Below are 25,698 nucleotides of genomic sequence, written 5' to 3' on the forward strand. Positions count from 1 at the left end.
CGTTTATCGCGCTTAGTCATAAAAGTCGCGTGCAGGATCCAGCACCGGCTTAATGATCCCGGTGCGGATCACGAAGTCACCAAAGCCTTCACCGGTTTCACGCTCTTTCGACCAGCGTCCGACCAGTTCGTCAATAATATTCAGGATCTCAGTATCAGAAATATTTTCGCGGTACATCCGCGGAATACGTGTTCCGGCGCGGTTACCGCCCAGATGCAGGTTGTAGCGGTTCATCGCTTTACCTACCAGACCAATTTCAGCCAACAGCGCGCGGCCACAGCCGTTCGGACAACCGGTCACACGCAGAACAATATGTTCATCGCCCACGCCGTGGCCGTGCATGATGCCTTCCACTTTGGTCACAAACTCAGGCAGGAAACGTTCTGCCTCCGCCATCGCCAGCGGACAGGTCGGATAAGACACGCAGGCCATCGAGTTTTTACGCTGCTCGGTCACACCGTCATCAATCAGGCCGTGATTGCGCGCAAGAGTTTCGATCGCGTCTTTGTCTTTTTCAGCGACACCGGCCACGATCAGATTCTGGTTAGCAGTAAGCCTGAAATCTCCTTTATGGATCTTAGCAATTTCTGCCAGTCCGGTTTTCAGCGGTTTGCCCGGGTAATCGAGAATACGGCCATTTTCGATAAACAGCGTCAGGTGCCATTGTTTGTCGATGCCTTTTACCCAGCCAATACGATCGCCACGACCGGTGAATTCGTAAGGGCGGACATCGCCAAACTGAATACCTGCGCGTTTTTCAACTTCAGCTTTGAATACCGGCACACCGACGCGTTCCAGCGTGTATTTGGTTTTGGCGTTTTTACGGTTGGTTCTGTTGCCCCAGTCGCGCTGCGTGGTGACCACGGCTTCGGCAACGGCCAGCGTATTCTCCAGCGGAATAAAGCCCAGTTCGCTGGCAGTGCGTGCGTAAGTGGCTTTATCGCCATGCGCGATAGAAAGCCCGCCGCCGACCAGCACGTTGAAGCCAACCAGTTTGCCGTTATCTGCAATCGCCACGAAGTTCAGGTCGTTGGCATGCAGATCCACATCGTTTTGCGGCGGGATCACCACCGTCGTTTTGAATTTACGCGGCAGATACGTTGCGCCCAGAATCGGTTCTTCGTCGGTAGTTTCGACTTTCTCCTGATCCAGCCAGACTTCGGCGTAAGCGCGGGTGCGCGGCAACAGGTGCTCAGAGATTTTCTTCGCCCACTGATACGCTTCCTGATGCAGTTCAGATTCCACCGGATTAGACGTACACAACACGTTACGGTTAACGTCATTGGCGGTCGCCAGCGCGTCCAGACCGAGTTTGTTCAGCAACTGATGAACGGGTTTTACGTTCGGTTTCAGGATGCCGTGGAACTGGAAAGTCTGACGGTTAGTGATACGGATGCTGCCGTACAGCGTGCTGTCTTCAGCAAATTTGTCTATGCCCAGCCACTGCGCAGGTGTCATCACCCCGCCTGGTAAACGGCAACGCAACATCATGGCGTGACGCGGCTCCAGCTTCTGCTCAGCACGCTCAGCGCGAATATCACGGTCATCCTGCTGATACATACCGTGGAAGCGGATCAACAGGAAGTTGTCCCCATTGAAGCCACCGGTCAGACCGTCTTTCAAATCTTCGGTTATCGTCCCGCGCAGGAAATTACTTTCCTTCTTCAGGCGTTCGGCGTCAGCCAGCGGGGCATCGACGATCAGCGGGCCCGGACCGGGATTGAGTTCACTCCACAACTTATTGCTCATAAGGTTTTCGCTCATTGCTCTGATTCGTTAGTAGACGTCGCGCTGATAACGGCGATCAAGACGTAATTCACTGAGATATTCGTCGGCAGTTTCCAGATCCATCACACCATATTCGGCGATGATCTCCAGTAACGCCTGCTCTACGTCTTTCGCCATGCGGTTAGCATCGCCGCAGACATACACGTGTGCGCCTTCCTGCAACCACTGCCAGACTTCAGCGCCCTGCTCACGCAGCTTGTCCTGTACGTACACTTTTTCCGCCTGGTCGCGTGACCATGCCAGAGAAATATTCGTCAGCAGGCCGTCTTTCACATAACGCTGCCATTCGACCTGATACAGGAAGTCATCGGTAAAGTGGGGATTGCCGAAGAACAGCCAGTTTTTGCCGGTAGCGCCGTCGTTATCACGCTGCTGAATGAAGGCGCGGAATGGCGCGATGCCCGTTCCAGGCCCTATCATAATGACCGGCGTTTCGGGATTAGCTGGCAGACGGAAGTTGTCGTTATGCTCGATGAAGACTTTCACTTCGCCGTCTTCTTCCAGACGATCGGCCAGATAGCCGGAAGCACCACCGGAACGCGGACGCCCGTCGATGTCATAACGCACCACGCCCACCGTAATGTGTACTTCAGATTCTGTTTCCGCCTGTGAAGAAGCAATCGAATACAGGCGCGGCGTCAGCGGACGCAGTAAGTCCACCAACTGCTGGGCATCAAGCTCAGTCGGCGCACGGCGCACCATGTCAGCAAACGGCACGGTCTGCGCGTATTGCTGAAGTGCAGGTTTATCCGCCAGCAGACCGGTCAGATGTTCGTCGCGGCACAGCGCGGCGTATTTCTCGATAATCGGCGTAGTGTTCTGGGTCAGTTCAATGTGATGTTGCAGCGCTTCGCAAAGCGGCAGTTTTTTATCGTTCACTTCTACGATTTCATCGCCTTTCAGCCACAGCAGTTCCACGATTTCCTGTACCAGTTGCGGATCGTTTTCAAACCAGATCCCCAGCGCATCACCCGGCTGGTAACGCAGGCCGGAATCACCGAGTTCAATTTCCAGGTGACGCACGTCTTTATCAGAATCGCGGCCGGTAATTTTCTGGTTAACAGCCAGTGTCGCCGTCAGCGGAGCTTCTTTGGTGTAAGGACTGCTGTCGACCTGATTCACGCTACCGGCAAGCGTCGGCGCGGCCTGCGCACCGGTGTCAGCCGGAACGCGCTGTTTCAGCACATCGACAATGCGCTTACGCCAGTTTTCGGCAGTGTCTTTATATTCCACATCAGCATCAACGCGGTCTAACAAACGTTCTGCACCGAGCTCCCCCAGACGGGTATCAAAGTCTTTACCCGCCTGACAGAAGAATTCGTAGGATGTGTCGCCCAGTGCAAACACTGCAAAAGCGGTGTCTTTCATTTGCGGGGCTTTTTTGGATTGCAGGAATTTATGCAACGCGACCGCTTCTTCCGCCTGTTCGCCTTCGCCCTGCGTTGAGGCCACGATCAGCAGCAGCTTTTCCTGACCAATTTGTTTGAATTTATAGTCCCCGGCATTCACCAGATTGACGTTAATTTTTGCAGCCGTCAGATCATCGCGTAACTGCTCCGCGACACGACGGGCGTTGCCGGTTTGCGAAGCAGAAATCAGGGTGACCGACGCGGCAGTCTGTACCGGTGCCGGAGCAGCAACTGCACCCGGTTGCTGATTGACCATTCCCCAGAAATAACCAGACAACCAGGCCATCTGAGTCGGCGAGTAATCACCAATCGCCGATTGAAGGCGGGCCATTTGCTCGGGGGTTAACGGGAGCAGTGAAATTGGAGGTGCCTGAGTCGTCATCGCGGTACGAATTCCCTTATGCAGAAGCAAGTCATCAATCCGGCCTCCGGCGGCTTATACAATGTGAGTACGCGCGGGAAAGACCTTTTAGAAGATGTAGGTTAACGAGCCGGATAATAACAATTAAAGAAGTGATGGAAATAATAAATAACCAAAATGACTAAGAGGATTTAGAGGTAAGTTCTATCTGAAAAAGTGGTAAGCAGTGATTTTTATCGTACTGAAATCGCTAAAAAAAATTCCGTCAGTTTGTTTGTTCATTTCCAAGTCGCGGACGAATAAAGAAAAACCCCGCCGGAGCGGGGTGATGAATTTTTTTCAGGCGGGCTTTCGCGCAGACATTTTCAGAGGTGGAAAGCGTTGTGCTGCTCAAACCAGGCAAACTGTCCGGCGGCAAATACCGACATTTTGCTTCCGCTGTGCCCGACATCTGACAGGTCCATAAAGTGCCAGTTAAACGGCGTATTGTTCTGCTCCGCGCGCTGCTGAGACGTGGTGAAATAGCTTTCAGCCCGCTCCAGACGGTTGGTACCCTGCGCCATCGCTTGTTTGGATTTACGCAGCAGGCGGTTTTCAGGATCATCGTCTTCAGCGCCCACGGCAATCAGCACCGGTTTGGCGAAGTAATCATTCAGCTGCTGCTGGCTGACGGTAACCGGCGCTTCACGCAAACCGTAAGGCCAGCGCTGATCGGTATCCGGCAATGTCCACCATCCTGCAGCCGCGCAGACTGCTGCTTTCACATTCGGCTCGGGCAACAGCGTTAGCATACGGTGAACAAACTGGCAGCCCGCGCTGTTACCAAACAGATAATATTGCTTCTGCTCAGTGATGCCCTGTTTTTGCAGCGTCGTAAACAGGTTATCGACAATGCTGAACGCCCATTGAGATTTCGGCAAACGATGATGCGTTTTGCTGTCGGTCAGATTACCGAGGTTATAGCCAGCGGCACCGGGGAAATCCTGCTCACTGAAATGCGGTACGACCACGCGCAAATGATATTGATCAGCTACCGTCATCCAGTCATTACGGTACGTAGCGGCGTTACGGTCAACACCCGTCATCACGATAACGACCGGCGTGGTTTCATCTGCACCAACCGGCTGATAGGTGAAAGCTTCCAGCGATTTTTTACCCCCCGCAAGCGCTATATGCATCACGCCGGATCCCTGCGGGAAAACCAGAGGAACTTTGGCAACCGGTACTTTGGTCACAGCGGCTTTCGCCACCGCGGGAGCCGGTTTAGCCGCAGCGGGCGCGGCTTCCTGAGTAGGCACAGTGGTTTCTGCCTGCACGCTGGCAGAGAACAACAGCGCCAGAACAGCGCAACGAAGCACAGTAATCATTCACTATCTCAACAGGTTAGTTTCTACCGGCTCACTGTAAGCCAGCAATGCGGGCGGAGTAAAGAGAGTAAAAGTCAGGATTTGGTGAAGAAAAGCGCAGTTAAGTCATGGCACGTAAGCCGGTATTCCGGTACTATGCCGCGTTTTTTCGAGCAACGAGACTGCCTCATGACCACCACATTATTTAAAGATTTTCAGTTCGAAGCCGCCCACCATTTACCGCATGTGCCTGCCGGGCATAAATGCGGCCGGTTGCATGGCCACTCTTTCACCGTCCGTTTAGAGATAACCGGTGAAGTGGATCCACATACCGGCTGGGTGATGGATTTCGCCGATCTGAAAGCCGCGTTTAATCCGACTCTGGATCGTCTCGATCACTATAATCTGAACGACATTCCGGGCTTAGAAAACCCGACCAGCGAAGTGCTGGCCGCGTGGATCTGGAACGAGATGAAACCTAAGTTGCCACTGCTCAGCGCCGTGCGCGTCAAAGAAACCTGCACAGCGGGTTGCGTTTATAAAGGTTAACGCAAAATACCCAAAATCATTCGTGCTTTATCCAGGCGGCAATTAAATGAATCCCCCGGAGCTGACAATAGTCAGTGACTGGGGTGAATGAAAGCAGCCAACGCAGAGACAGCGCGAAGGATGCAGGGTATTACGCAATATTGAGATACTTATGTGTCTGCATTGAAAGCCGCCAGTTCCTTGCAATGCAGGTCGCAATGCACAGTCTGGTGGCTTCTTCTTTTTGGCTGATGGGTTGCAAGGCAATAATCCGCGCTTTGCTGTCAGTCAGCGTTTCCAGCAGGGCATCCAGAGCGTCGATATCACGCTGACGCGCCACGGGATGCTTCACTTCATCAGCACGTTTTAGTGCCTGCGGCAGAATGTCGTAACCGCCACGCATATTCACTTTCGGGGAAACGGTTACCCAGGTATTCACCGAACAACGGACTTCGTGCGTGCCGCTGGTTTCAATCTGGCAGCTGAAACCGTTCTTTTCAAGCAATGACGTCAGCTCGGTAAGATCGTAAATGCACGGTTCACCGCCGGTGATCACCACGTGACGCGCGGTATAACCCTGCTGTGCGATAACGTCGAGCAGTTGTTCTGACGTGGCATTACCCCAGGCATCACTCTCTTGTGTTTTGACCAGAATACGCTGCATATCGACTTCCCGATCGGCAATTTTATCCCAGGTGTGTTTGGTATCGCACCAGCTGCAACCCACAGGACAGCCTTGCAGGCGAACGAAAATCGCCGGCACGCCGGTAAAATAGCCTTCCCCTTGCAGGGTTTCGAAGATCTCATTAATCGGGTACTGCATCGGTTTCTCAGTCATCTCTCAAAAAAAATCAGCGCGCATTATCACAGATATGGCCGGTGAGACCAAACTTGTGCTGTAAATGAGTATGGCAGATTTCTCTATCGCCAAATTTTAAGCATAAAAAAACCCGCCGGAGCGGGTTTTTATGAAAGCGTTACGGGGCAGTAATTACTGACCTTTAACTTCTTTCAGACCGTTGAACGGAGCAGGAGTACCCGCAGCCGCCAGCGCTTCTTCGATACGGATCAGCTGGTTGTATTTAGCAACACGGTCAGAACGGCTCATAGAACCGGTTTTGATCTGGCCTGCAGCAGTACCAACCGCCAGGTCAGCGATAGTAGCGTCTTCAGTTTCGCCTGAACGGTGAGAGATAACGGCAGTGTAGCCAGCGTCTTTCGCCATTTTGATCGCAGCCAGAGTTTCGGTCAGAGAACCGATCTGGTTGAATTTGATCAGGATGGAGTTAACGATGCCTTTGTCGATACCTTCTTTCAGGATCTTGGTGTTGGTTACGAACAGATCGTCACCAACCAGCTGGATTTTGTCGCCCAGAACTTTAGTCTGGTAAGCAAAGCCAGCCCAGTCAGACTCGTCCAGACCGTCTTCGATAGAAACGATTGGGTACTGTTTAGTCAGGTCTTCCAGGAAGTGAGTGAACTCTTCAGAAGTGAAAGCTTTGTTGCCTTCGCCTGCCAGAACATATTTGCCATCTTTGTAGAACTCAGATGCCGCACAGTCCATCGCCAGAGTGATGTCTTTACCCAGTTCGTAGCCTGCTGCTTTAACCGCTTCAGCGATGACAGCCAGAGCTTCTGCGTTAGAACCCAGGTTTGGCGCGTAGCCACCTTCGTCACCAACAGCAGTGCCCATGCCTTTAGATTTCAGAACTTTAGCCAGGGTGTGGAACACTTCAGAACCCATACGGATGGCTTCTTTCAGAGTTTTTGCGCCAACAGGCTGGATCATGAACTCTTGAATATCAACGTTGTTATCAGCGTGTTCGCCGCCGTTGATGATGTTCATCATAGGCAGTGGCATAGAGTATTTGCCTGGGGTGCCGTTCAGTTCTGCGATGTGAGCGTACAGTGGCAGACCTTTAGAAGCAGCAGCCGCTTTAGCAGCAGCCAGGGAAACAGCCAGAATCGCGTTAGCACCGAAATTAGATTTATTTTCAGTACCGTCCAGGTCGATCATGATTTTGTCGATGTTAGCCTGGTCTTTCGCGTCTTTACCGATTACAGCCTGAGCGATAGGACCGTTAACCGCAGCAACGGCTTTCAGTACGCCTTTGCCCAGGAAACGGGATTTGTCACCGTCACGCAGTTCCAGCGCTTCGCGGGAACCGGTAGAAGCACCAGATGGCGCAGCAGCCAGACCAACAAAACCACCTTCCAGATGAACTTCAGCTTCTACGGTCGGGTTACCACGGGAGTCGATGATTTCACGACCGATGACTTTAACGATTTTGGACATTAGGATTTCCTCAGTACAAGTTAACTAAAGCTTCAGACAAGAGATGCGCCAATGGCGCATCTCTTCCCCGGTATTTTATTTTACCTGACGCTTCTGATACTCACCGGCAGCCTTCACAAAGCCTGCAAACAACGGATGACCATCACGCGGCGTTGACGTAAATTCTGGATGGAACTGGCAAGCCACAAACCACGGATGGTTAGGCAGCTCGATGATTTCCACCAGTTGCTTATCGCCAGAGCGACCGGCTACGCGTAAACCTGCGGCTTCGATTTGTTTGAGCAGCATATTGTTCACTTCGTAACGGTGACGATGGCGTTCAACTATTGTTGGTTCGCCGTACATCTCACGAACCAGGCTACCGTCGTTCAGGTGGCATTGCTGCCCGCCTACACGCATGGTACCGCCTAAATCACTGTCTTCGGAACGTACTTCGACGTTACCTTCTTCATCGCGCCATTCGGTGATAAGTGCGACCACCGGGAACTTACAGTCTGGCACAAATTCGGTGGAGTTGGCGTTCTCCATACCCGCAACGTTACGGGCGAACTCAATCAGTGCAACCTGCATACCCAGACAAATGCCCAGGTAAGGGATGTTGTTTTCACGTGCGTAACGCGCCGTCGCCACTTTTCCTTCAACACCACGGTAGCCGAAGCCGCCAGGGATAAGGATTGCGTCCAGGCCTTTCAGCACTTCGACACCACGGGTTTCGACATCCTGAGAATCGATAAGTTTAATGTTCACGGTCAGACGGTTTTTCAGACCACCGTGTTTGAGCGCTTCAATCACAGATTTATAGGCATCTGGCAGCTCAATATACTTACCGACCATACCGATGGTGACTTCACCGCCCGGATTGGCTTCTTCGTAAACCACCTGCTCCCACTCGGCCAGATTGGCTTCCGGCGCGTTGATGCTGAAACGTTTACAAATATAATCGTCCAGACCCTGAGATTTCAATAGGGCTGGGATTTTATAAATGGAATCAACATCTTTAAGAGAAATAACCGCTTTTTCCGGCACGTTACAGAACAGTGCAATTTTCGCACGTTCGTTGGCAGGCACTGCGCGGTCTGAACGGCAGATCAGCACGTCTGGCTGAATACCGATAGACAGCAGTTCTTTTACAGAGTGCTGGGTCGGCTTGGTTTTCACTTCTCCGGCAGCCGCCATGTAAGGCACCAGCGTCAGGTGCATGTACAGCGTGTGCTCGCGGCCCACTTCAACCGCCATCTGACGAATCGCTTCCAGGAATGGCAGGGATTCGATATCACCGACAGTACCGCCAATTTCAACCAGCACGACATCGTGGCCTTCGCCGCCTTCAATGATGCGTTCTTTGATGTTGTTGGTGATGTGCGGGATAACCTGAATGGTTGCGCCGAGATAATCGCCACGGCGCTCTTTGCGCAGCACGTCGGAATAGATACGGCCAGTGGTGAAGTTATTGCGGCGAGTCATCTTGGTGCGGATGAAACGCTCGTAGTGACCCAGATCGAGATCGGTCTCAGCGCCATCTTCAGTAACGAAGACTTCACCGTGTTGAGTTGGGCTCATCGTACCCGGATCCACGTTGATATACGGGTCCAGTTTCATGATGGTCACGTTGAGGCCACGGGCTTCGAGAATAGCCGCCAGAGAGGCTGCGGCAATGCCTTTACCCAGAGAGGATACGACCCCGCCGGTCACAAAAATATAATTAGTTGTCATGCTGAACCTGAGAGGTTAGGTTTAAAGATGTTGGAGTAACCAAGACGGGAAAACAGTATACCGGAACCTTGTGTGCGCCACAAATAAACGTTTTGCTGCCCATCATCGTTTTCCTTACCGTCAGTTAAGAAGGGTTAACCCTGCCAGCCCTTTTCTCTCATTCTTTCAAAAACAATCAGTTAACTTCAAAAAATTGCTGAGTTGCTCGCATAAACCACTAAAACATCTTAGATATCAATTTGTTGGACTTTACTGCTCTCAGTTCAGCTTTTTAGCGCCTGAATGACACTGAGCTTAACCGTTTCAGCAGTGCCAGACCTTGTTTCCGATCAAAGTCGGAGAGCGAACTCAGCCTTCCGATTTTTTCACCTGCTGCCAGGCGGCTTCCATCTGGTCAAGTGTGGCATCTTCCATGTTTAAGCCTTTTGTGCGAATAATTTCTTCGACCTGACGGAAACGGCGCTCAAACTTGCGGTTGGCGGCCTGCAAGGCATCTTCTGCTTTGTGGCCTAAATGGCGCGAAAGATTGACGGTGGCAAACAGTAAATCACCGATTTCCTCACCGAGTTTTTCCTCGTCGATCACCGCCTGACGTGCCTCAAACATCACTTCGTCGATTTCTTCATACACTTTGTCGAGCACCGGTCCGAGCGTCGTCCAGTCGAATCCGACATTCGAACAGCGTTTCTGGATTTTGTGCGCTTTCATTAAAGCAGGCAGTGCGGAAGGAATGTCATCGAGAGCCGAATGCAGGGATTTCTCCGCTCGCTCCTGCGCCTTGCGCGCTTCCCATTTCACCAGCACATCTTTGCTGCTGGCCTCTTTCGACCAGGCTTCTTCGTTGCCAAAAATTTGCGGGTGACGGCGCTCTAATTTGTCCGAAATGGCATTACAGATATCGTCAAACTCAAACAGCCCCTGCTCGCTGCCCATTTGTGCATAGAAGACCACCTGAAACAGTAAATCGCCCAGCTCATCACGCACATCGTCGTAATCTTTGCGGGCGATAGCGTCCAGCACTTCGTAGGTTTCTTCCAGCGTGTACGGGGCGATGGTTTCGAAAGTTTGCTCTTTATCCCACGGGCAACCGGCTTGCGGATCACGCAGGGTTTTCATAATAGTGAGCAGGCGTTGCAAAGAAGAATCGGTCATAGGAACTGTCCGTTTTTAAATAGAAGAGTTACAAACAAAAAAAGAAAAGGCCCGACAGGCGGGCCTTATAAGAGTTTGATCAGCTGCCATGAAGCCGCTTGGCTTCGATCACATCCGGCAACTGGTTCAGTTTGGCAATCACGCGTCCCAGAACCTGCGGGTTGTAGATTTCGATATCCATGTCGATGGTTGCCAGCTGTTGCCGTGTATCACTGCGGCTGGCCACACCCAGCACGTTAACTTTTTCGTTAGCCAGAATGGTGGTGATATCACGCAGCAGGCCGCTGCGGTCGTTGGCCACCACGCGCACCACCAGCGAATAACCGCTGGAGTAGCTTTCGCCCCATACCGCGTCTACAACACGTTCCGGTGCATTCGAGCGCAAATCTTCCAGCTGATCACAATCGGCGCGGTGGATGGAAATTCCGCGACCCTGAGTGATGTAACCGACGATCTCGTCGCCCGGAATCGGCTGACAGCAGCGCGCAATATGGTGCATCAGATTCCCGACACCTTCGACCACTACGCGGCCATTATCCTTACTGCGGGTTGGCGGCGGCGTGGTTTTCTGCGTCAGCTGGCGCAGCGCTTCTTTGTCCAGTTCTTCCGCGCTCGGCTTTTTCAGCTGCGATTGCAGGAAGTTGACCATCTGGTTGATGCGGATATCGCCATTGCCAATCGCCGCCAGCACCTCATCCAGCGAGTTGACGTTATAGCGCGGCAGCAGCAGTTTCTCGGCATCTTTGATGCTGATATCCAGCCTGTCCAGCTCGTCATCGAGGATTTGTTTACCGGCAATAATGTTTTTATCGCGATCCTGTTTACGGAACCAGTTTTGGATTTTTGAACGTCCGCGGCTGGTCGTGACGTAGCCCAGACTCGGGTTCAGCCAGTCGCGGCTTGGGTTCGCATGCTTCTGGGTGATGATTTCAATCTGATCGCCCATCTGCAACTGGTAGGTAAACGGCACGATGCGCCCGCCGATTTTCGCCCCGATACACCGGTGACCCACATCGCTGTGAATGTGGTAAGCGAAATCGAGCGGCGTGGAGCCCATCGGCAGATCGATAACATCGCCTTTTGGCGTAAACACGTACACGCGGTCGTCGAAGACCTGGCTGCGCACCTCGTCGAGCATTTCGCCCGAATCAGCCATTTCTTCCTGCCACGCGATAAGTTTACGCAGCCAGGCAATGCGACCTTCGTAGCCACCGCTGCGGCCACCGACCACAGCCGTGCCTTCTTTATATTTCCAGTGCGCTGCAACGCCCAGCTCGGCATCTTCATGCATCTGTCGGGTACGGATTTGCACTTCCAGCGTTTTACCGCGCGGCCCCAATACCACGGTGTGAATCGACTGATAACCGTTGGGTTTCGGGTTAGCGACGTAATCGTCGAACTCATCCGGCAGATGGCGGAAATGAGTGTGCACAATCCCTAATGCGGCGTAGCAATCCTGTAAACGTTCCACCACGATACGCACGGCGCGCACGTCGAAGAGTTCGTCAAAGGACAGGGATTTTTTCTGCATCTTGCGCCAGATGCTGTAGATATGTTTCGGACGGCCATAGACATCAACTTTGATGCCCTCTTCCGCCATCGCATTTTTAACGGTCGAGACAAAGTCGTCGATGTACTGCTCACGGTCGATACGACGTTCGTGCAGCAGTTTGGCAATGCGTTTGTATTCGTCAGGGTGCAGATAACGGAAGCAGAAATCCTCCAGCTCCCATTTCAGCTGACCGATACCCAGACGGTTGGCCAGCGGCGCGTAGATATTGGTACATTCTTTCGCCGCCAGTACGCGTTCTTCTTCCGGCGCATCTTTCACTTCGCGCAGGTGGGCGATACGTTCGGCGAGTTTCAGTACCACGCAGCGGAAATCTTCCACCATCGCCAGCAGCATACGGCGGACGTTGTCCACCTGCTCGGAGGCCATAGAGTCATTTTGCGTGGCTTTCAGCTGGCGGATAGCGTCCATATCGCGCACGCCGTGCACCAGATCGGTGATGCCCTTGCCGAATTGTTGGGTCAGCGTGTCTTCGTCGATGATGCCGTCATCAACCAGCGGGAACAGCAGCGCCGCGCGCATACTGTCGTTATCCATGCTGAGGGTCGAGAGGATTTCAACCATCTCAAGGCCGCGCCACAACAGCAGCGAGGCGTCAGGATGGCCCTGCGTTTGTTGCTCGCAGTAGCGCCAGGTTTCGGCTAAACGCTCACATGATTGCTGGCTGGACAGTCCTAAACTGTTGATCCAGTCGTCGAGCGCGAACTCGCCAGCCGTGTTCAGATGTGCACTTCTTACCGCAACCATACCCACTCCCTACATTTCTGACACAACGCCTGTGTCAGATGGGTTGATAAACAAAGCCATCGATTCAAGGTGCCCGGTGTGCGGGAACATATCCAGCATACGCACCTGAGCTAAACGATAGCCCGCCTCCAACAAAATTTTACTGTCCCGCGCCAATGTTGTGGGGTTGCAAGAGACATACACCACACGCGCCGGGGCAAGCTTAACAATATGCGCCATCACGCCAGCAGCGCCGCCCCGGGCCGGATCCAGCAAAATTTTATTGAAACCTTGCGCCGCCCAGGGTTGTTTACTGACGTCATCTTCCAGATTTTCGTGGAAGAAAGACGCATTTTCTAATCCATTATTCCGGGCATTATCTTGCCCATTCGCCACCAGTGTAGCAACACCTTCGACGCCGACAACCTGCTTAGCTCTTTTTGCCAGCGGCAGGGTGAAATTCCCCATTCCACAGAACAAGTCCAGCACGCGATCTTCGGGCGTCAGTTCCAGCCATTGCAAGGCCTGTGCCACCATTTGCTGGTTAACGGCATCATTCACCTGAATAAAATCGCGCGGACCAAATTTCAAAGTCAGACCATCAATCTGATAATAAGGTGTTTCGCCGCATAAACGTTCCAGCGTGTCGCTGTCAGGTGCCAGATAAATCGTTATCTGATGTTGCCCGGCAAACGCCGTCAGACGCGCGCGATCCTCGTCACTTAGCGGGTCAAGATGGCGCAGCACCAGTAGCGGGCCATTATCTGCCAGCACCAGTTCCAGATGTCCGAGACGTTTCGCCGCCGTCAGCGAGGACAGACATTCCTGCACCGGCAGCAGCAGTTGCTCCAGTTCAGGGCGCAGAACCGGGCACTTTGTGATGGCAAACAGATCGTTCGAACCTTCCTGCCGAAACCCCATCACCAGCGGGCCGTTCGCTGCTCCGGTTTCACGTCCCGGTTTAACGCCTGCAATTTGTAATCCCAGACGCGCACGACGGCGATAGCCGTATTGCGGACCGGCAATCACCGGCTGAGGGTCTGCCGCAATTCCAGTTTCCCGCACAATCAGGCGCAGCAGTGACGCCGATTTGCTGCTCTGTTGCAGCGCCTCGCTGGCGTGCTGTTGCTGGCAACCGCCGCAGGCCGAATAGTGCGGACACACGGGTTTCACGCGATCGGCGCTGGTGGTCAGCAAACGTTTCAGCCGCCCTTTGGCGTACTTACTTTTATCTTCTGTTAAAGTGACTTCTGCCTGTTCACCGGGCAGTAAACCACTGACAAACACGGCTTTGCCGTTGTGACGCGCCACACCCTGCCCGAAAGCATCAAGGTCGGTCGCGGTCACAGTTATCGTTTGCCGGGTCGTCACGCGGCGGTTCGGAGAGTAGAATTGAGCCATTATTGTCGATTACACGCTGGTTTATTAAGCTTAGCTGGAGCTAATTCTCCCACATTGGAACCCCATGACCAAATATAGCCTTCGCGCACGGATGATGATCCTGATTCTGGCACCGACATTAATGATCGGTTTGCTGCTCAGCACCTTCTTTGTAGTCCATCGCTACAACGAATTGCAGAATCAGCTGACAGAAGCCGGAGCCAGTATTATCGAGCCTCTGGCGGTCGCGAGCGAATATGGTATGACATTCCGTGAACGCGAACCGGTTAAGCGCCTGATCAGCCGCCTGCACCGCAATCATTCCGACATTGTGCGCAGCATCAGCGTGTTTGATGGCGACAATAAACTGTTTGCCAGCTCGACAACTCAGCATGACAGCAGTCCGTTGCAGGTGAAACGCGTTGAAGATATTCCCCGTGAAATCACCAAGGAGCGTTCCGGTGATGCGCTGATCTTACGCACGCCTATTCAGGCGGAAAACCATACGGAAACCGACGACGAGTCTTTCAGCGCTTCACCTGATCACAGGTTAGGTTACATCGCTATTGAACTGGATTTACGTTCGGTCAAACTGGCGCAGTATCAGGAAGCATTCGTTTCCACTATGTTGCTGCTGCTCTGTCTGGGTATCGCCACATTGTTCGCTTACCGCCTGATGCGCGACGTCACCGGCCCTATCCGCAATATGGTTAATACCGTTGACCGTATTCGCCGCGGGCAGCTCGACAGTCGTGTGGAAGGCACTATGCCGGGCGAACTGAGTATGCTGAAAAACGGCATCAACTCGATGGCGATGTCGCTGACGGCGTATCACGAAGAAGTGCAGCAGAACATCGATCAGGCGACGTCAGATCTTCGCGAAACGCTGGAGCAGATGGAAATCCAGAACGTTGAGCTGGATCTGGCGAAAAAGCGCGCGCAGGAAGCGGCGCGTATCAAATCTGAATTCCTGGCCAACATGTCCCACGAGTTGCGTACCCCGCTTAACGGCGTAATTGGGTTTACCCGCCAGACGCTGAAAACCCCGTTGTCGCCAACGCAGGCCGATTATCTGCAAACCATTGAGCGCTCGGCGAATCATCTGCTGACCATCATTAATGACGTGCTGGATTTTTCAAAACTGGAAGCCGGCAAACTGGTGCTGGAGCATATTCCGTTCTCGCTGCGTGAAATGCTCGATGAAGTAGTGATTTTGCTGGCGCACACTGCCCACGATAAAGGGCTGGAACTGACGCTGAACGTGCACAACAATGTGCCGGAAAACGTGCTGGGCGATCCGATGCGCATGCAGCAAGTTGTCACTAACTTACTGGGAAATGCCATTAAGTTCACCGAAACCGGCAATATTGATATCAATGTAGAACTGCGTTCTCAGAACAATTTACAGGTTGAACTGGAAGTCCAAATTCACGACACCGGCATCGGGATTTCCGAGCGTCAGCAATCGCAGCTGTTCCAGGCATTCCGTCAGGCAGATGCCAGTATTTCACGCCGTCACGGCGGTACCGGATTAGGGCTGGTGATCACTCAGCGTCTGGTGAAAGAAATGGGGGGCGATATCAGTTTCTACAGCCAGATTAACCGGGGCTCAACCTTCTGGTTCCACGTCACCCTTGAGCTGAATGAAAACCGCCACATCACGCCGGTGTCCATGAGCCATCTTGAAGGGAAACGTCTGGCCTATGTCGAGGCCAATCCGGCGGCGGCGAAAGCCACAATGGAAATCCTGCAAGCCACGCCGCTGGATATCACGCACCGCACCACGCTGGCAGCACTCCCTGACGCGTCTTACGACATCATGTTGTGCAGCATTCCGGTGAAGCCCGATCAGGTTCTGTCCGATTACGACAGTAAACTGCAAAGAGTCTTCAGCATGACCCAGCATCTGTTGCTGGCGCTGCCGAGCCAGTTCCAGGTGGATGCCGAGGAACTGAAACGCCGCGGCGTCGAAGCCTGTCTGATCAAACCAATGTCGAGTATCCGTTTACTGCCGCTGTTACTGAAAGAGCAGCAGACGCCGGTGCGGGTGATCAACAGCGATGAGAACAAAACGTCACGCCTGCCACTGACCGCAATGGCGGTGGATGACAACCCGGCTAACCTCAAACTGATAGGCGCGTTGCTGGAAGAACTGGTGGAAACCACTGTGCTGTGTCACAGCGGTGAAGAAGCGATTGAAGTCGCGCGGCATACCGATCTCGACATTATTCTGATGGATATTCAGATGCCGGATATCGACGGTATCCGCGCCAGCGAAATCATTCATCAGATGGCGCGCCATGCCAAAACGCCGGTAGTGGCGGTCACGGCACACTCGCTGAGCGGTGAACGCGAGCAGTTGCTGAAACTGGGTATGGATGATTATCTGTCGAAACCAATTGATGAAAGTATGCTGAAAAACGTGCTGTCACGGCATCAGACTCACCAGACGCAGCTGGACTCACCGCTGCAGGCAGGCGAAGAACTGGCGCCGATCAGCACCCTCGACTGGCAGCTGGCACTGAGTCAGTCGGCCAACAAAGTGGCGCTGGCGCAGGACTTGCTACAAATGCTGGTGGAGTTCCTGCCGCAGGTGGCAGAACGCGTGGAAGCCGTAACGCGTGGCGAACCGGACGACGATATTCTGGCGCTTGTCCACAAGCTGCACGGCAGTTGCAGTTACAGCGGCGTACCGCGCCTGAAGCAGCTGTGTTTCTACATCGAACAGCAACTGCGTCAGGGCGTGAAAGTGGAAACGCTGGAACCCGAATGGTTTGAACTGCTCGATGAAATCGATAATGTGAAGCGCGCAGCGGTAGCCTATTTACCGAGATAACATCGTGCGACAGTCAGCAAAACGCCCGGCTCAGTCCGGGCGTTTTTTCATTCATAATTCAGAAATCAGAACCAGGTCGTCACCGCGCCGGTCACATCCCACTGCTCATTAACCAGCAGCAGCTGACGCCATTTGTCAAAAGTCAGACACGGATGGCTGATATCGAAAACCAGCATGTCGCCCACTTTCAGATCGGCGTTTTCCGGTACCGACATAAACGCGTGCTGATCCATCATCGCGAACACTTTCCAGTCTTCCGGCGCGGGGACTACCGTGGTGTAACCCGCTTGTGTGGCGCTGCTCGGACGAAAATGTCCGGCGGCTTTCGGGTATCCCGCGTCATAACCGGCATCGCGTTTACCGAAGGCGATAATCGCCCTGCCCGGCTCCGGCAACGACTGCACCGCCGCCCAGACCTGCAACGCGGGTTGTAAACTGCTGTTCATTTCGCGCGCCACCGGATTGCTGGTTTGCATCCGCTCAAGCGCCGCCTGATAAGCGCCGACGTCGTGCGTTACATAACAACCGGAGCGTAAAATGATATCGAGCGTATAGCGTTTTTCAGCATCAAGATGCGTTTCTTCGCGCGTCAGTTCTTCTGCCACCACATCGAACCAGGCGGAACCGGCTCCGGTTAAAATCACCTGCGGCTCGGCGAATTCTCCGGCTTGCGCCAGCGCTTTCGTACGGGTCATGACGTGACGCAGAAAAGCGCGGATCACCGCTTCGTCATTACTGACCCCTTCGTAAAGCTCGACGCCGACCAATGCCAGCGACTGCGGCCAGCGTTTCACTGCCGCCAGCACCTCGGCTTCCTGTTCGTCTGTGCGGATGCCGGTTCTGCCGCCCGCAATACCGTATTCAAACATCACGCGCAGTTTCAGCTGCTGGCTGGCAAAGTAATGGCCGAGCGCGTCGGCGTTATTGGCCGAATCCACAATGCAGGTGAAATCGAAAGCCGGATCTTCACGTATCAGCCCGGCGATCATCGCCATATTGCCTTTGCCGATCAGCTGATTGGCCATAATTACTTTGCGCACGCCATGCGCGAACGCCGCGTTGACCTGTGGCGCAGTCGCCAGCGTAATGCCCCACGCGCCAAATTCGAGCTGCATCTGATACAGCTCAGGGCTCATAGTGGTCTTGCCGTGCGGTGCCAGTTTCAGCTGATAGCGCTGAATAAATTCGCGCATCCAGGAAAGATTGTGTTCGACTCTCTCTTCGAGCAGCACCGCGACCGGCAGGCTGACGTCTTCACGCAGAATATTCCAGCCCTGCCCGCGGATATCGCCCTTGCACACACCGGCGCTCAGCGGCCCCAGCCCCTTTGTCAGGGTATTTACCGGCTGCTGTGAAAAATCAATCTCTGACATACGTGTTTTCTCTGTGGCGGATGTTTCTAAAACCTATCGTAAAAACAGAGGAAATAAAATACAAAAACCGGCGCAGGGATGGCCTGAACGCCGGTTTTTTAGCTGACCGTTGCCGGTCAGAGTTTTTGCGATAACTTAATGGTGGCGGCAATATTTCGTGCGGATTTACGCAGGTTGTCAGCGGCATTTTTCAGAGCATCATCCAGCGTACAAATGCTGTAAAGCACACTGAAAACGGCGTCCAGCCCGTGGTCATAAACCACATCTACATCTTTTGTCAGGCTTCCTGCAATCCCAATCACCGGTTTGTTATAGCGCTTTGCCACCCGCGCCACACCAATCGGCACTTTGCCGTTGATACTCTGGCTGTCGATACGCCCTTCGCCGGTGATGACCAGCGTCGCGTCTTTCACCAGTTCATCCAGCCCGAGCGCGTCGGTCACAATCTCAATCCCCTGACGGAGTTCCGCATTGCAGAATCCGTAAAGTGCAGCACCCATTCCACCCGCCGCACCTGCGCCGGGAACGTGTTCAACGTCAATGCCCAGATCCTTTTTGATAATCTGCGCATAATGATGCAGATAGCCGTCGAGCTGCTCAATCATCTCCGGTGTCGCGCCTTTTTGCGGACCGAAGATGGCAGACGCGCCGTCCTTACCGGTCAGCGGATTAGTGACGTCACACGCCACTTCAAAGCGACATTTTTTTATTCTTTCGTCCAGGCCGCTGATATCAATGTGATGCAGCTTTTCCAGCTCGCCGCCACCCTGACCAATCGGCTTGCCCTCTTGGGTCAGCAGCTTCGCGCCGAGTGCCTGCATCATGCCTGCGCCGCCGTCATTGGTCGCACTGCCGCCAATGCCGATGATGCAGTGTTTCACGCCATGATTGAGCGCTGAATGGATCAGTTCGCCGGTGCCGTACGACGTGGTTTTCAGCGGATTACGCTGCGCAGGCGGAACGCTTTCCAGCCCGCTGGCCGCCGCCATTTCGATGAAAGCGATTTTCTCATCACCTGACAATCCGAAGAATGCTTCGATTGGTTTCCCCAGCGGTCCGGTGACGTTCACTTTAACGACGCGGCCTCCGGTAGCGGCCACCATCGCCTCAACCGTGCCTTCGCCGCCATCGGCAACAGGCAGTTTAACGTACTCCGCCTCGGGGAAAATCTCACGGAAACCACTTTCGATGGCTTTTGCCACATCCAAAGCAGACAAACTTTCTTTGTATGAATCCGGTGCGATCACTATTTTCATAAAGTCATTACCTTCATAAACTGCACGCGCCGATGTGGAAAAGCGTCCTGTCAGTTTTGCATCCTGCCTGAAGGGCAACGCGAAACGAGCATCAACTCAGGGTCACGTTGCCGCCGCAGACTAACGGGTAACTTCAACCTTCGCTAAGGTTTCATAATAGCGTGCAATGGCGCTATGGTCAGATTGCCCGTGACCATCCGCTTTCAGAGCCTGCATCATTTCCATGACCAGCGAGGTCAGAGGCAGTTGAGCACCGACGCCGTGCGAGGTGTCCAGTGCGTTAGCTAAGTCTTTGATGTGTAAATCAATACGGAAGCCCGGCTTGAAGTTGCGATCCATCACCATCGGCGCTTTCGCTTCCAGCACGGTGCTGCCAGCCAGACCGCCACGAATTGCCTGGAAAACTAACTCAGGATCTACGCCTGCTTTGGTTGCCAGCACCAGCGCTTCGGACATTGCTGCAATGTTCAGCGCCACAATCACCTGATTCGCCAGTTTGGTCACGTTACCTGCGCCGATGTCACCGGTATGTACCACAGAACCGGCCATCGCTTTCATGATCTCAAAGCATTTATCGAACACTGCTTTGTCGCCACCGACCATCACGGACATCGTGCCATCGATAGCTTTTGGTTCGCCGCCGGAGACCGGTGCATCGAGCATCGCGATTTGTTTAGCAGCCAGCGCTTCGCTGATTTCACGGCTGGCGAGCGGTGCAATTGAACTCATGTCGATAAAAATAGTGCCCGGACGTGCGCCTTCAATCAGACCGTTTTCGCCCAGCGCCACTTCTTTCACCTGTGGCGAGTTTGGCAGCATGGTGATAATGACGTCAGAAACCGCCGCCACAGCTTTTGGGGTATCCGCCGCCGTCGCGCCCAGTTTGACGATTTCACCGACGGTATCGAGATTGCGATCCATCACCACCAGCTCATATCCTGCTTTCAGCAGGTTTTTGCTCATAGGCTTGCCCATGATGCCTAAACCAATAAAGCCAATTTTCATTCCGGTATCCTCTGTTTTTTGATGTTATGAGAGCGGATCACTTGGTGAAGCGATCGCACAGCGCCTGCGTACCTGCACGGAAAATGCCTAAATCACTGCCGACGGCCACAAAAGTCGCGCCCCATTCCAGATAGCGACGGGCGTCCGCTTCGACCGGTGCCAGAATGCCGCTCGGTTTGCCGTGCGCTTTGGCACGCGCAAAGATGTGGCGGATGGCGGCCTGCACGTCAGGGTGGCCGGCGTTGCCGAGATGCCCCATGCCAGCGGCCAGGTCGCTCGGCCCGACGAAAATGCCGTCGATGCCGTCTGTGGCGGCAATAGCGTCCAGGTTATCAACGCCCTGCTGGCTTTCGATTTGCACCATCACCGCGATGTTGTCGTTGATGCTGGCGAAGTAGTCCGGCACGGTGCCGAACATGTTGCTGCGATGAGAAACAGACACGCCACGGATGCCCGCAGGCGGATAACGCGTCGATGCCACGGCCAGCTCAGCCTGTTCCTGTGTTTCCACAAACGGGATCAGGAAGTTATAGAAACCGATATCCAGCAGACGCTTAATCACCACCGGATCATTAAATTGCGGACGCACCACCGGCGCACTGCGGCTACCTTTCAGCGCCATCAGTTGCGGCACAAATGTGGTCACATCATTTGGCGCGTGTTCGCCATCGAGCAGCAGCCAGTCAAAACCCGCAACGCCGAGTACTTCGGTGGTAATCGGGCTGCACAGGGCTGACCAGCAACCAATCAGCGTTTTTCCTTGCAGCAGGTCCTGGCGAAAGCGGTTTGGAATCATTTGATTACTCATATCTGATATCTGACCTCATCAAAGGGGCAGAACCGGAAAGCCCGGAGTGCCCGCATCAAAATTTACTGTTTTTTAAGTTCCAGACGTTTGATATCGCCGACCACCAGCAGATAGCAAAGCATCGCCATCAGTGCTGAACAGCCCACAAAAATTAATGCCATATTAAAAGAGTGCAGGCCTTTCACCATGTAGCCGATCACCAGCGGGGTCACGATAGAGGCTACGTTTCCGAAGACGTTGAAGATGCCGCCGCACAGGCCAATGACTTCTTTCGGCGCGGTATCGGCAATCACCGGCCAGCCCAGCGCACCGAAGCCTTTGCCGAAGAACGCCAACGCCATCAGGGTGACGACCAGTACGTTGTTGTCGGTGTAGTTACACAAAATGATGCTGGTGGCTAACAACATGCCCAGTACGATAGGCACTTTACGCGCCACGGTCAGCGAGAAACCGCGTCTGATCAGGAAATCGGAGAACACGCCCCCCAGCACACCACCGGCAAATCCGCACAGAGCCGGAATAGCGGCAATCATCCCCACTTTAAGAATAGACATGCCCTTTTCCTGCACCAGATAAATCGGGAACCAGGTCAGGAAGAACCACGTAATACTGTTGATGAAATACTGCCCGAAGAAGATCCCAAGCATCATGCGGCTGCTCAGCATCTGGCGGACGTAGCTCCATTTCGGGCCACTATTTGCGGTGTCAGTTTTCTTATGGTCGATATCTACTACCGCGCCGCCATCTTTCAGAAACTCCAGCTCACTTTTGGAAATATTCGGATGCTCAGGCGGATTATGAATAAATTTGATCCACACCAGCGTCAGCACAAAACCAATGACACCCATAACGATGAAGACATGTTCCCAGCCCCAGGCGTAAGTCAGCCAGCCGAGCAATGGCGAGAACAACGCCAGTGAGAAATATTGTGCAGAGTTAAAAATCGCCGAGGCGGTGCCGCGTTCCGTGGTCGGGAACCAGGCCGCCACAATGCGGGCGTTCGCCGGGAAAGAAGGCGCTTCGGAGAAGCCCAGCATGAAGCGCAGGATAAACAGCGTCAGCGCGCCGTACGCCAGCGGGAACCAGCCAACGAAGCCCTGTAATAAAGTGAACAGCGACCAGAAAAACAGGCTGTAGGTATAAACTTTCTTCGAACCGAACTTGTCCAGCAGCCATCCGCCCGGTAGCTGCATAATCAGATACGCCCAGCCGAAAGCGGCAAAGATTTGTCCCATATCCGCAGCATCAAGGCCCAGCTCGCGCGCGACTTCGGTTCCTGCAATGGAAAGCGTTGCACGGTCGGCATAGTTCACCGCCGTGATTAAAAAGATAATCAGCAGAATATAGTAACGAATATGTGTCCGTACCTTACTCTGCGCGATTGTCCGTGACTGTGATTGAATGTTCATGGTGACCTTCGTTGTAATATTGAAAAATTCATTCAGGAAACTCACCCCTGCTTAAATAACGCCCGCCATTCCTCTGCATTATTTATCGTATCGTTTCTTTGTAATAAGTATTTATACGAGCCGGTGAATTAACCCTTTATTAATCTTTGTACGAAATTTACCTGTATTACTTTAAACGTCACCTTCAGAGGGCTAATACAGTATAAAAAAGAGGCCCCGAAATAACACTGTGCATTCGCCCAAGAATATAGCAGATAATTGTGACTATTCTTTTGCATCCACACATCGTTGTGGGAGGAGAATCACAGATTATCCCACGCTGATAACCGCTCAAATCAAAGGGTGATATTCGTCACATTTATTCTGTCACCTGCCCCACAGAATGATGTTAAAGCGGTAAAAAGCTGGTCAGTTGCACAATGAGGTTCGTGGAAGACTACCTTATAATGAGCGTCATACCCTGTATTAACAGAGCATGTTTTTGAGAAACGTCGTTAAGCGTCAACTTCAGAGAATTAACCGGAAAGTTTTGTTCCGGGATGTTTAATAAACGCGGAGACAGTTATGTCACGTAATAAAGATAAAGAACATGCAACCGAAGCGCTTTTCATTAAGGTTCATGAAAGCGACAACGTTGCCATTATTGTCAACGATAACGGTTTAAAAGCCGGCACCAGATTTTCTAATGGTCTGGAATTAATTGAGCATATTCCGCAAGGCCATAAAGTCGCTTTAGATCCCATTGCCAAAGGTGGCGACATTATTCGTTATGGTGAAGTCATCGGTTATGCCGTGCGCAATATTGCACAGGGTGGCTGGATTGATGAATCCCTGGTGGAATTGCCCGTCGCACCGGAGCTGAACAGCCTGCCGCTGGCCACGCGCGTTCCGCCAGCCTTGCCGCCGCTGGAAGGCTATACCTTCGAAGGCTACCGCAATGCGGACGGCAGCGTAGGCACCAAAAATCTTCTTGGGATTACCACCAGCGTACACTGCGTGGCGGGCGTGGTGGATTATGTAGTCAAAATCATTGAGCGTGATTTACTACCGAAATTCCCTAACGTCGATGGCGTTGTTGCGCTGAACCATTTGTACGGCTGCGGCGTGGCGATTAACGCGCCTGCGGCGGTGGTGCCCATCCGCACGATCCACAATCTGGCACTGAACCCGAACTTTGGCGGCGAAGTCATGGTTGTCGGTTTAGGTTGCGAGAAGTTGCAGCCGGAACGCTTACTGGAAGGCACGCCGGACGTGCAGGCTATTTCGCTCGACGATACTCACATTGTGCGTTTGCAGGATGAACAGCATGTCGGCTTCCAGTCGATGGTGGACGATATCCTGACCGTCGCACAATTCCATCTGGAACGCCTGAACCGTCGTCAGCGCGAAACCTGCCCGGCATCTGATCTGGTTGTCGGTACCCAGTGTGGCGGCAGCGATGCGTTTTCCGGTGTGACCGCTAACCCTGCCGTCGGTTATGCATCCGACCTGCTGGTGCGCTGCGGCGCAACCGTGATGTTCTCTGAAGTGACTGAAGTGCGTGACGCCATCCACTTACTGACACCACGTGCTGCGGATGTTGAAGTGGGTAAACGTCTGCTGGAAGAAATGGCCTGGTACGATGATTATCTGTCGTTGGGCCAGACTGACCGCAGCGCCAACCCTTCTCCGGGCAACAAGAAAGGCGGGCTGGCCAACGTGGTCGAGAAAGCCTTGGGTTCTATCGCAAAATCCGGCACCAGCGCGATTTCAGAAGTGTTGTCGCCGGGTCAGCGTCCGACTAAAAAAGGGCTGATTTACGCCGCAACGCCAGCCAGTGATTTTGTCTGCGGCACACAACAGCTAGCTTCCGGCATTACCGTGCAGGTATTTACCACCGGTCGCGGTACGCCATACGGGCTGCTGGCAGTCCCAGTAATTAAAATGGCGACGCGTACCACACTTGCCAACCGCTGGCACGACCTGATGGACATCAACGCCGGGACCATTGCAACAGGGGATGCAACTATCGAAGATGTAGGGTGGGAGCTGTTCCACTTTATTCTTGATATCGCCAGCGGCCGCAAGAAAACCTGGTCAGACACCTGGGGCATCCACAATGCGCTGGCGGTGTTTAACCCGGCGCCGGTGACCTGAGTTTCCGGTCATTCCTTGTGAGAAGAATTGCCCATTGTGCAAACCACAGTGGGCATTTTTTTGCGCGTAATATGCGGATATTTCACTCTGGCTTAATTCTGAATTCTTTGTGACTCCCCTCTCAGTTTATTCCAATCACCAGGTCTACCCTTCTCACACATTTTATTTATCATATTGATTTTATTGTATTTATTCAGCCTATATATCGTCAATAAAATCACTTTCTGATAAATGACTCCACGACAGTTGACGGAATAACTTTATGGCGACTCTTTATGGCGACTAATGGAACCCGCTTTACCTTCACCGCTGGCAGCGTGGCTAAAGACGCCTTTGCTGTCGTGAGCTTTCAGCTCTCACAGGCTTACTCCGAACTCTTTACGCTGGACGTCACGCTGGCCAGCAGTGACCCGGCTATCGGCTTCGAAAAAGTGCTCGATGAACTCGCGACGCTGACTATCTGGCAGGGCGAAGAAATTAAACGACGGGTGCGCGGTATCGTGACCTTTTGCGAACAGGGCGATACCGGTAAACATCAGACACTGTATCGCCTGACCATCCGTCCCAACCTCTGGCGCAGCGCACAGCGCCGCAACTGCCGCAGTT

17 protein-coding genes and 1 pseudogene are annotated in these 25,698 nt (G+C 53.2%); 4 read left to right on the forward strand and 14 right to left on the reverse strand.

The annotated features are described in order from the left end of the window. Nucleotides 1-12: 12 nt before the first annotated feature. From cysI to J1784_RS04390, 3 genes are all read right to left on the reverse strand, one after another. Nucleotides 13-1,749: an assimilatory sulfite reductase (NADPH) hemoprotein subunit gene (cysI, locus tag J1784_RS04380; RefSeq protein ID WP_217148176.1), complete on the reverse strand. Its 1,737-nt coding sequence runs from the start codon at nt 1,747-1,749 to the stop codon at nt 13-15. 27 nt (nt 1,750-1,776) lie between these two features. Continuing rightward, a complete protein-coding gene (cysJ, locus tag J1784_RS04385; RefSeq protein ID WP_217148194.1) occupies nt 1,777-3,579 on the reverse strand; it encodes an NADPH-dependent assimilatory sulfite reductase flavoprotein subunit in 1,803 nt (600 codons plus the stop codon). A gap of 344 nt (nt 3,580-3,923) precedes the next feature. Beyond that, nucleotides 3,924-4,925, reverse strand: coding sequence for a hypothetical protein (locus J1784_RS04390; RefSeq protein WP_217148177.1), 1,002 nt, complete (start codon nt 4,923-4,925; stop codon nt 3,924-3,926). A 168-nt stretch (nt 4,926-5,093) separates the two neighbouring features. Here J1784_RS04390 and queD point away from each other — a divergent pair, with 168 nt between their 5' ends. Beyond that, nucleotides 5,094-5,453, forward strand: a complete 360-nt coding sequence (queD, locus tag J1784_RS04395) for a 6-carboxytetrahydropterin synthase QueD (RefSeq protein WP_113877448.1) — start codon at nt 5,094-5,096, stop codon at nt 5,451-5,453. 130 nt (nt 5,454-5,583) lie between these two features. Here queD and queE read toward each other — a convergent pair whose 3' ends face one another. The 6 genes from queE to rlmD all read right to left on the reverse strand — a co-directional run bounded on the left by queE (nt 5,584) and on the right by rlmD (nt 14,290). Beyond that, nucleotides 5,584-6,255, reverse strand: coding sequence for a 7-carboxy-7-deazaguanine synthase QueE (queE, locus tag J1784_RS04400; RefSeq protein WP_217148178.1), 672 nt, complete (start codon nt 6,253-6,255; stop codon nt 5,584-5,586). Nucleotides 6,256-6,423: 168 nt separating this feature from the next. After that, nucleotides 6,424-7,728: a phosphopyruvate hydratase gene (eno, locus tag J1784_RS04405; RefSeq protein WP_217148179.1), complete on the reverse strand. Its 1,305-nt coding sequence runs from the start codon at nt 7,726-7,728 to the stop codon at nt 6,424-6,426. Between the two features lie 75 nt (nt 7,729-7,803). Then, nucleotides 7,804-9,441, reverse strand: coding sequence for a glutamine hydrolyzing CTP synthase (gene pyrG / locus J1784_RS04410; protein WP_120134238.1), 1,638 nt, complete (start codon nt 9,439-9,441; stop codon nt 7,804-7,806). Nucleotides 9,442-9,789: 348 nt separating this feature from the next. Then, the gene (gene mazG / locus J1784_RS04415) at nt 9,790-10,593 is read right to left on the reverse strand and encodes a nucleoside triphosphate pyrophosphohydrolase (protein WP_217148180.1); all 804 of its coding nucleotides are present in this window, start codon (nt 10,591-10,593) and stop codon (nt 9,790-9,792) included. Nucleotides 10,594-10,672: 79 nt separating this feature from the next. After that, a complete protein-coding gene (relA, locus tag J1784_RS04420) occupies nt 10,673-12,910 on the reverse strand; it encodes a GTP diphosphokinase (RefSeq protein ID WP_120509098.1) in 2,238 nt (745 codons plus the stop codon). A 9-nt stretch (nt 12,911-12,919) separates the two neighbouring features. Further along, nucleotides 12,920-14,290, reverse strand: a complete 1,371-nt coding sequence (gene rlmD / locus J1784_RS04425) for a 23S rRNA (uracil(1939)-C(5))-methyltransferase RlmD (RefSeq protein WP_217148181.1) — start codon at nt 14,288-14,290, stop codon at nt 12,920-12,922. 64 nt (nt 14,291-14,354) lie between these two features. On the opposite strand from rlmD, the gene barA reads away from it, so the two are divergent. Further along, nucleotides 14,355-17,105 (forward strand): two-component sensor histidine kinase BarA, encoded by a 2,751-nt coding sequence (barA, locus tag J1784_RS04430; RefSeq protein ID WP_217148182.1) that lies wholly within the window; start codon nt 14,355-14,357, stop codon nt 17,103-17,105. Nucleotides 17,106-17,170: 65 nt separating this feature from the next. On the opposite strand, the gene J1784_RS04435 is transcribed toward barA, so the two are convergent. The 5 genes and pseudogenes from J1784_RS04435 to J1784_RS04455 all read right to left on the reverse strand — a co-directional run bounded on the left by J1784_RS04435 (nt 17,171) and on the right by J1784_RS04455 (nt 22,956). Beyond that, nucleotides 17,171-18,478 (reverse strand): amino acid deaminase, encoded by a 1,308-nt coding sequence (locus tag J1784_RS04435; protein ID WP_217148183.1) that lies wholly within the window; start codon nt 18,476-18,478, stop codon nt 17,171-17,173. A 116-nt stretch (nt 18,479-18,594) separates the two neighbouring features. Then, complete coding sequence (locus J1784_RS04440; RefSeq protein WP_217148184.1) at nt 18,595-19,734, reverse strand: glycerate kinase; 1,140 nt, start codon at nt 19,732-19,734, stop codon at nt 18,595-18,597. Nucleotides 19,735-19,854: 120 nt separating this feature from the next. Beyond that, nucleotides 19,855-20,742: pseudogene (gene garR, locus J1784_RS04445) on the reverse strand (2-hydroxy-3-oxopropionate reductase); the annotation flags it as partial. 34 nt (nt 20,743-20,776) lie between these two features. Next, on the reverse strand, nt 20,777-21,547 hold the full coding sequence (gene garL, locus J1784_RS04450) for a 2-dehydro-3-deoxyglucarate aldolase (RefSeq protein WP_217148186.1): 771 nt from the start codon (nt 21,545-21,547) through the stop codon (nt 20,777-20,779). A gap of 62 nt (nt 21,548-21,609) precedes the next feature. Continuing rightward, nucleotides 21,610-22,956: an MFS transporter gene (locus tag J1784_RS04455; protein WP_217148187.1), complete on the reverse strand. Its 1,347-nt coding sequence runs from the start codon at nt 22,954-22,956 to the stop codon at nt 21,610-21,612. A 564-nt stretch (nt 22,957-23,520) separates the two neighbouring features. Between J1784_RS04455 and garD the strand changes: the two genes are divergently transcribed. Both garD and J1784_RS04465 read left to right on the forward strand, forming a co-directional pair. Further along, on the forward strand, nt 23,521-25,092 hold the full coding sequence (gene garD / locus J1784_RS04460; RefSeq protein WP_217148188.1) for a galactarate dehydratase: 1,572 nt from the start codon (nt 23,521-23,523) through the stop codon (nt 25,090-25,092). Between the two features lie 275 nt (nt 25,093-25,367). Next, nucleotides 25,368-25,698: contractile injection system protein, VgrG/Pvc8 family (locus J1784_RS04465; protein ID WP_274387307.1), on the forward strand; the 331-nt coding region annotated here is incomplete at its 3' end.

The organism is Rahnella ecdela, from assembly GCF_019049625.1.
In the GTDB taxonomy this organism is placed as follows: Bacteria; Pseudomonadota; Gammaproteobacteria; order Enterobacterales; family Enterobacteriaceae; genus Rahnella; species Rahnella ecdela.

Coding starts and splice junctions, on each gene's coding strand:
- J1784_RS04390 (WP_217148177.1), bottom strand. CDS start 4,925: ATGATTACTGTGCTTCGTTGCGCTGTTCTGGCGCTGTTGTTCTCTGCC.
- relA (WP_120509098.1), bottom strand. CDS start 12,910: ATGGTTGCGGTAAGAAGTGCACATCTGAACACGGCTGGCGAGTTCGCG.
- mazG (WP_217148180.1), bottom strand. CDS start 10,593: ATGACCGATTCTTCTTTGCAACGCCTGCTCACTATTATGAAAACCCTG.
- eno (WP_217148179.1), bottom strand. CDS start 7,728: ATGTCCAAAATCGTTAAAGTCATCGGTCGTGAAATCATCGACTCCCGT.
- queD (WP_113877448.1), top strand. CDS start 5,094: ATGACCACCACATTATTTAAAGATTTTCAGTTCGAAGCCGCCCACCAT.
- rlmD (WP_217148181.1), bottom strand. CDS start 14,290: ATGGCTCAATTCTACTCTCCGAACCGCCGCGTGACGACCCGGCAAACG.
- J1784_RS04440 (WP_217148184.1), bottom strand. CDS start 19,734: ATGAAAATAGTGATCGCACCGGATTCATACAAAGAAAGTTTGTCTGCT.
- garD (WP_217148188.1), top strand. CDS start 23,521: ATGTCACGTAATAAAGATAAAGAACATGCAACCGAAGCGCTTTTCATT.
- queE (WP_217148178.1), bottom strand. CDS start 6,255: ATGCAGTACCCGATTAATGAGATCTTCGAAACCCTGCAAGGGGAAGGC.
- J1784_RS04435 (WP_217148183.1), bottom strand. CDS start 18,478: ATGTCAGAGATTGATTTTTCACAGCAGCCGGTAAATACCCTGACAAAG.
- pyrG (WP_120134238.1), bottom strand. CDS start 9,441: ATGACAACTAATTATATTTTTGTGACCGGCGGGGTCGTATCCTCTCTG.
- cysI (WP_217148176.1), bottom strand. CDS start 1,749: ATGAGCAATAAGTTGTGGAGTGAACTCAATCCCGGTCCGGGCCCGCTG.
- cysJ (WP_217148194.1), bottom strand. CDS start 3,579: ATGACGACTCAGGCACCTCCAATTTCACTGCTCCCGTTAACCCCCGAG.
- barA (WP_217148182.1), top strand. CDS start 14,355: ATGACCAAATATAGCCTTCGCGCACGGATGATGATCCTGATTCTGGCA.
- garL (WP_217148186.1), bottom strand. CDS start 21,547: ATGAGTAATCAAATGATTCCAAACCGCTTTCGCCAGGACCTGCTGCAA.
- J1784_RS04455 (WP_217148187.1), bottom strand. CDS start 22,956: ATGAACATTCAATCACAGTCACGGACAATCGCGCAGAGTAAGGTACGG.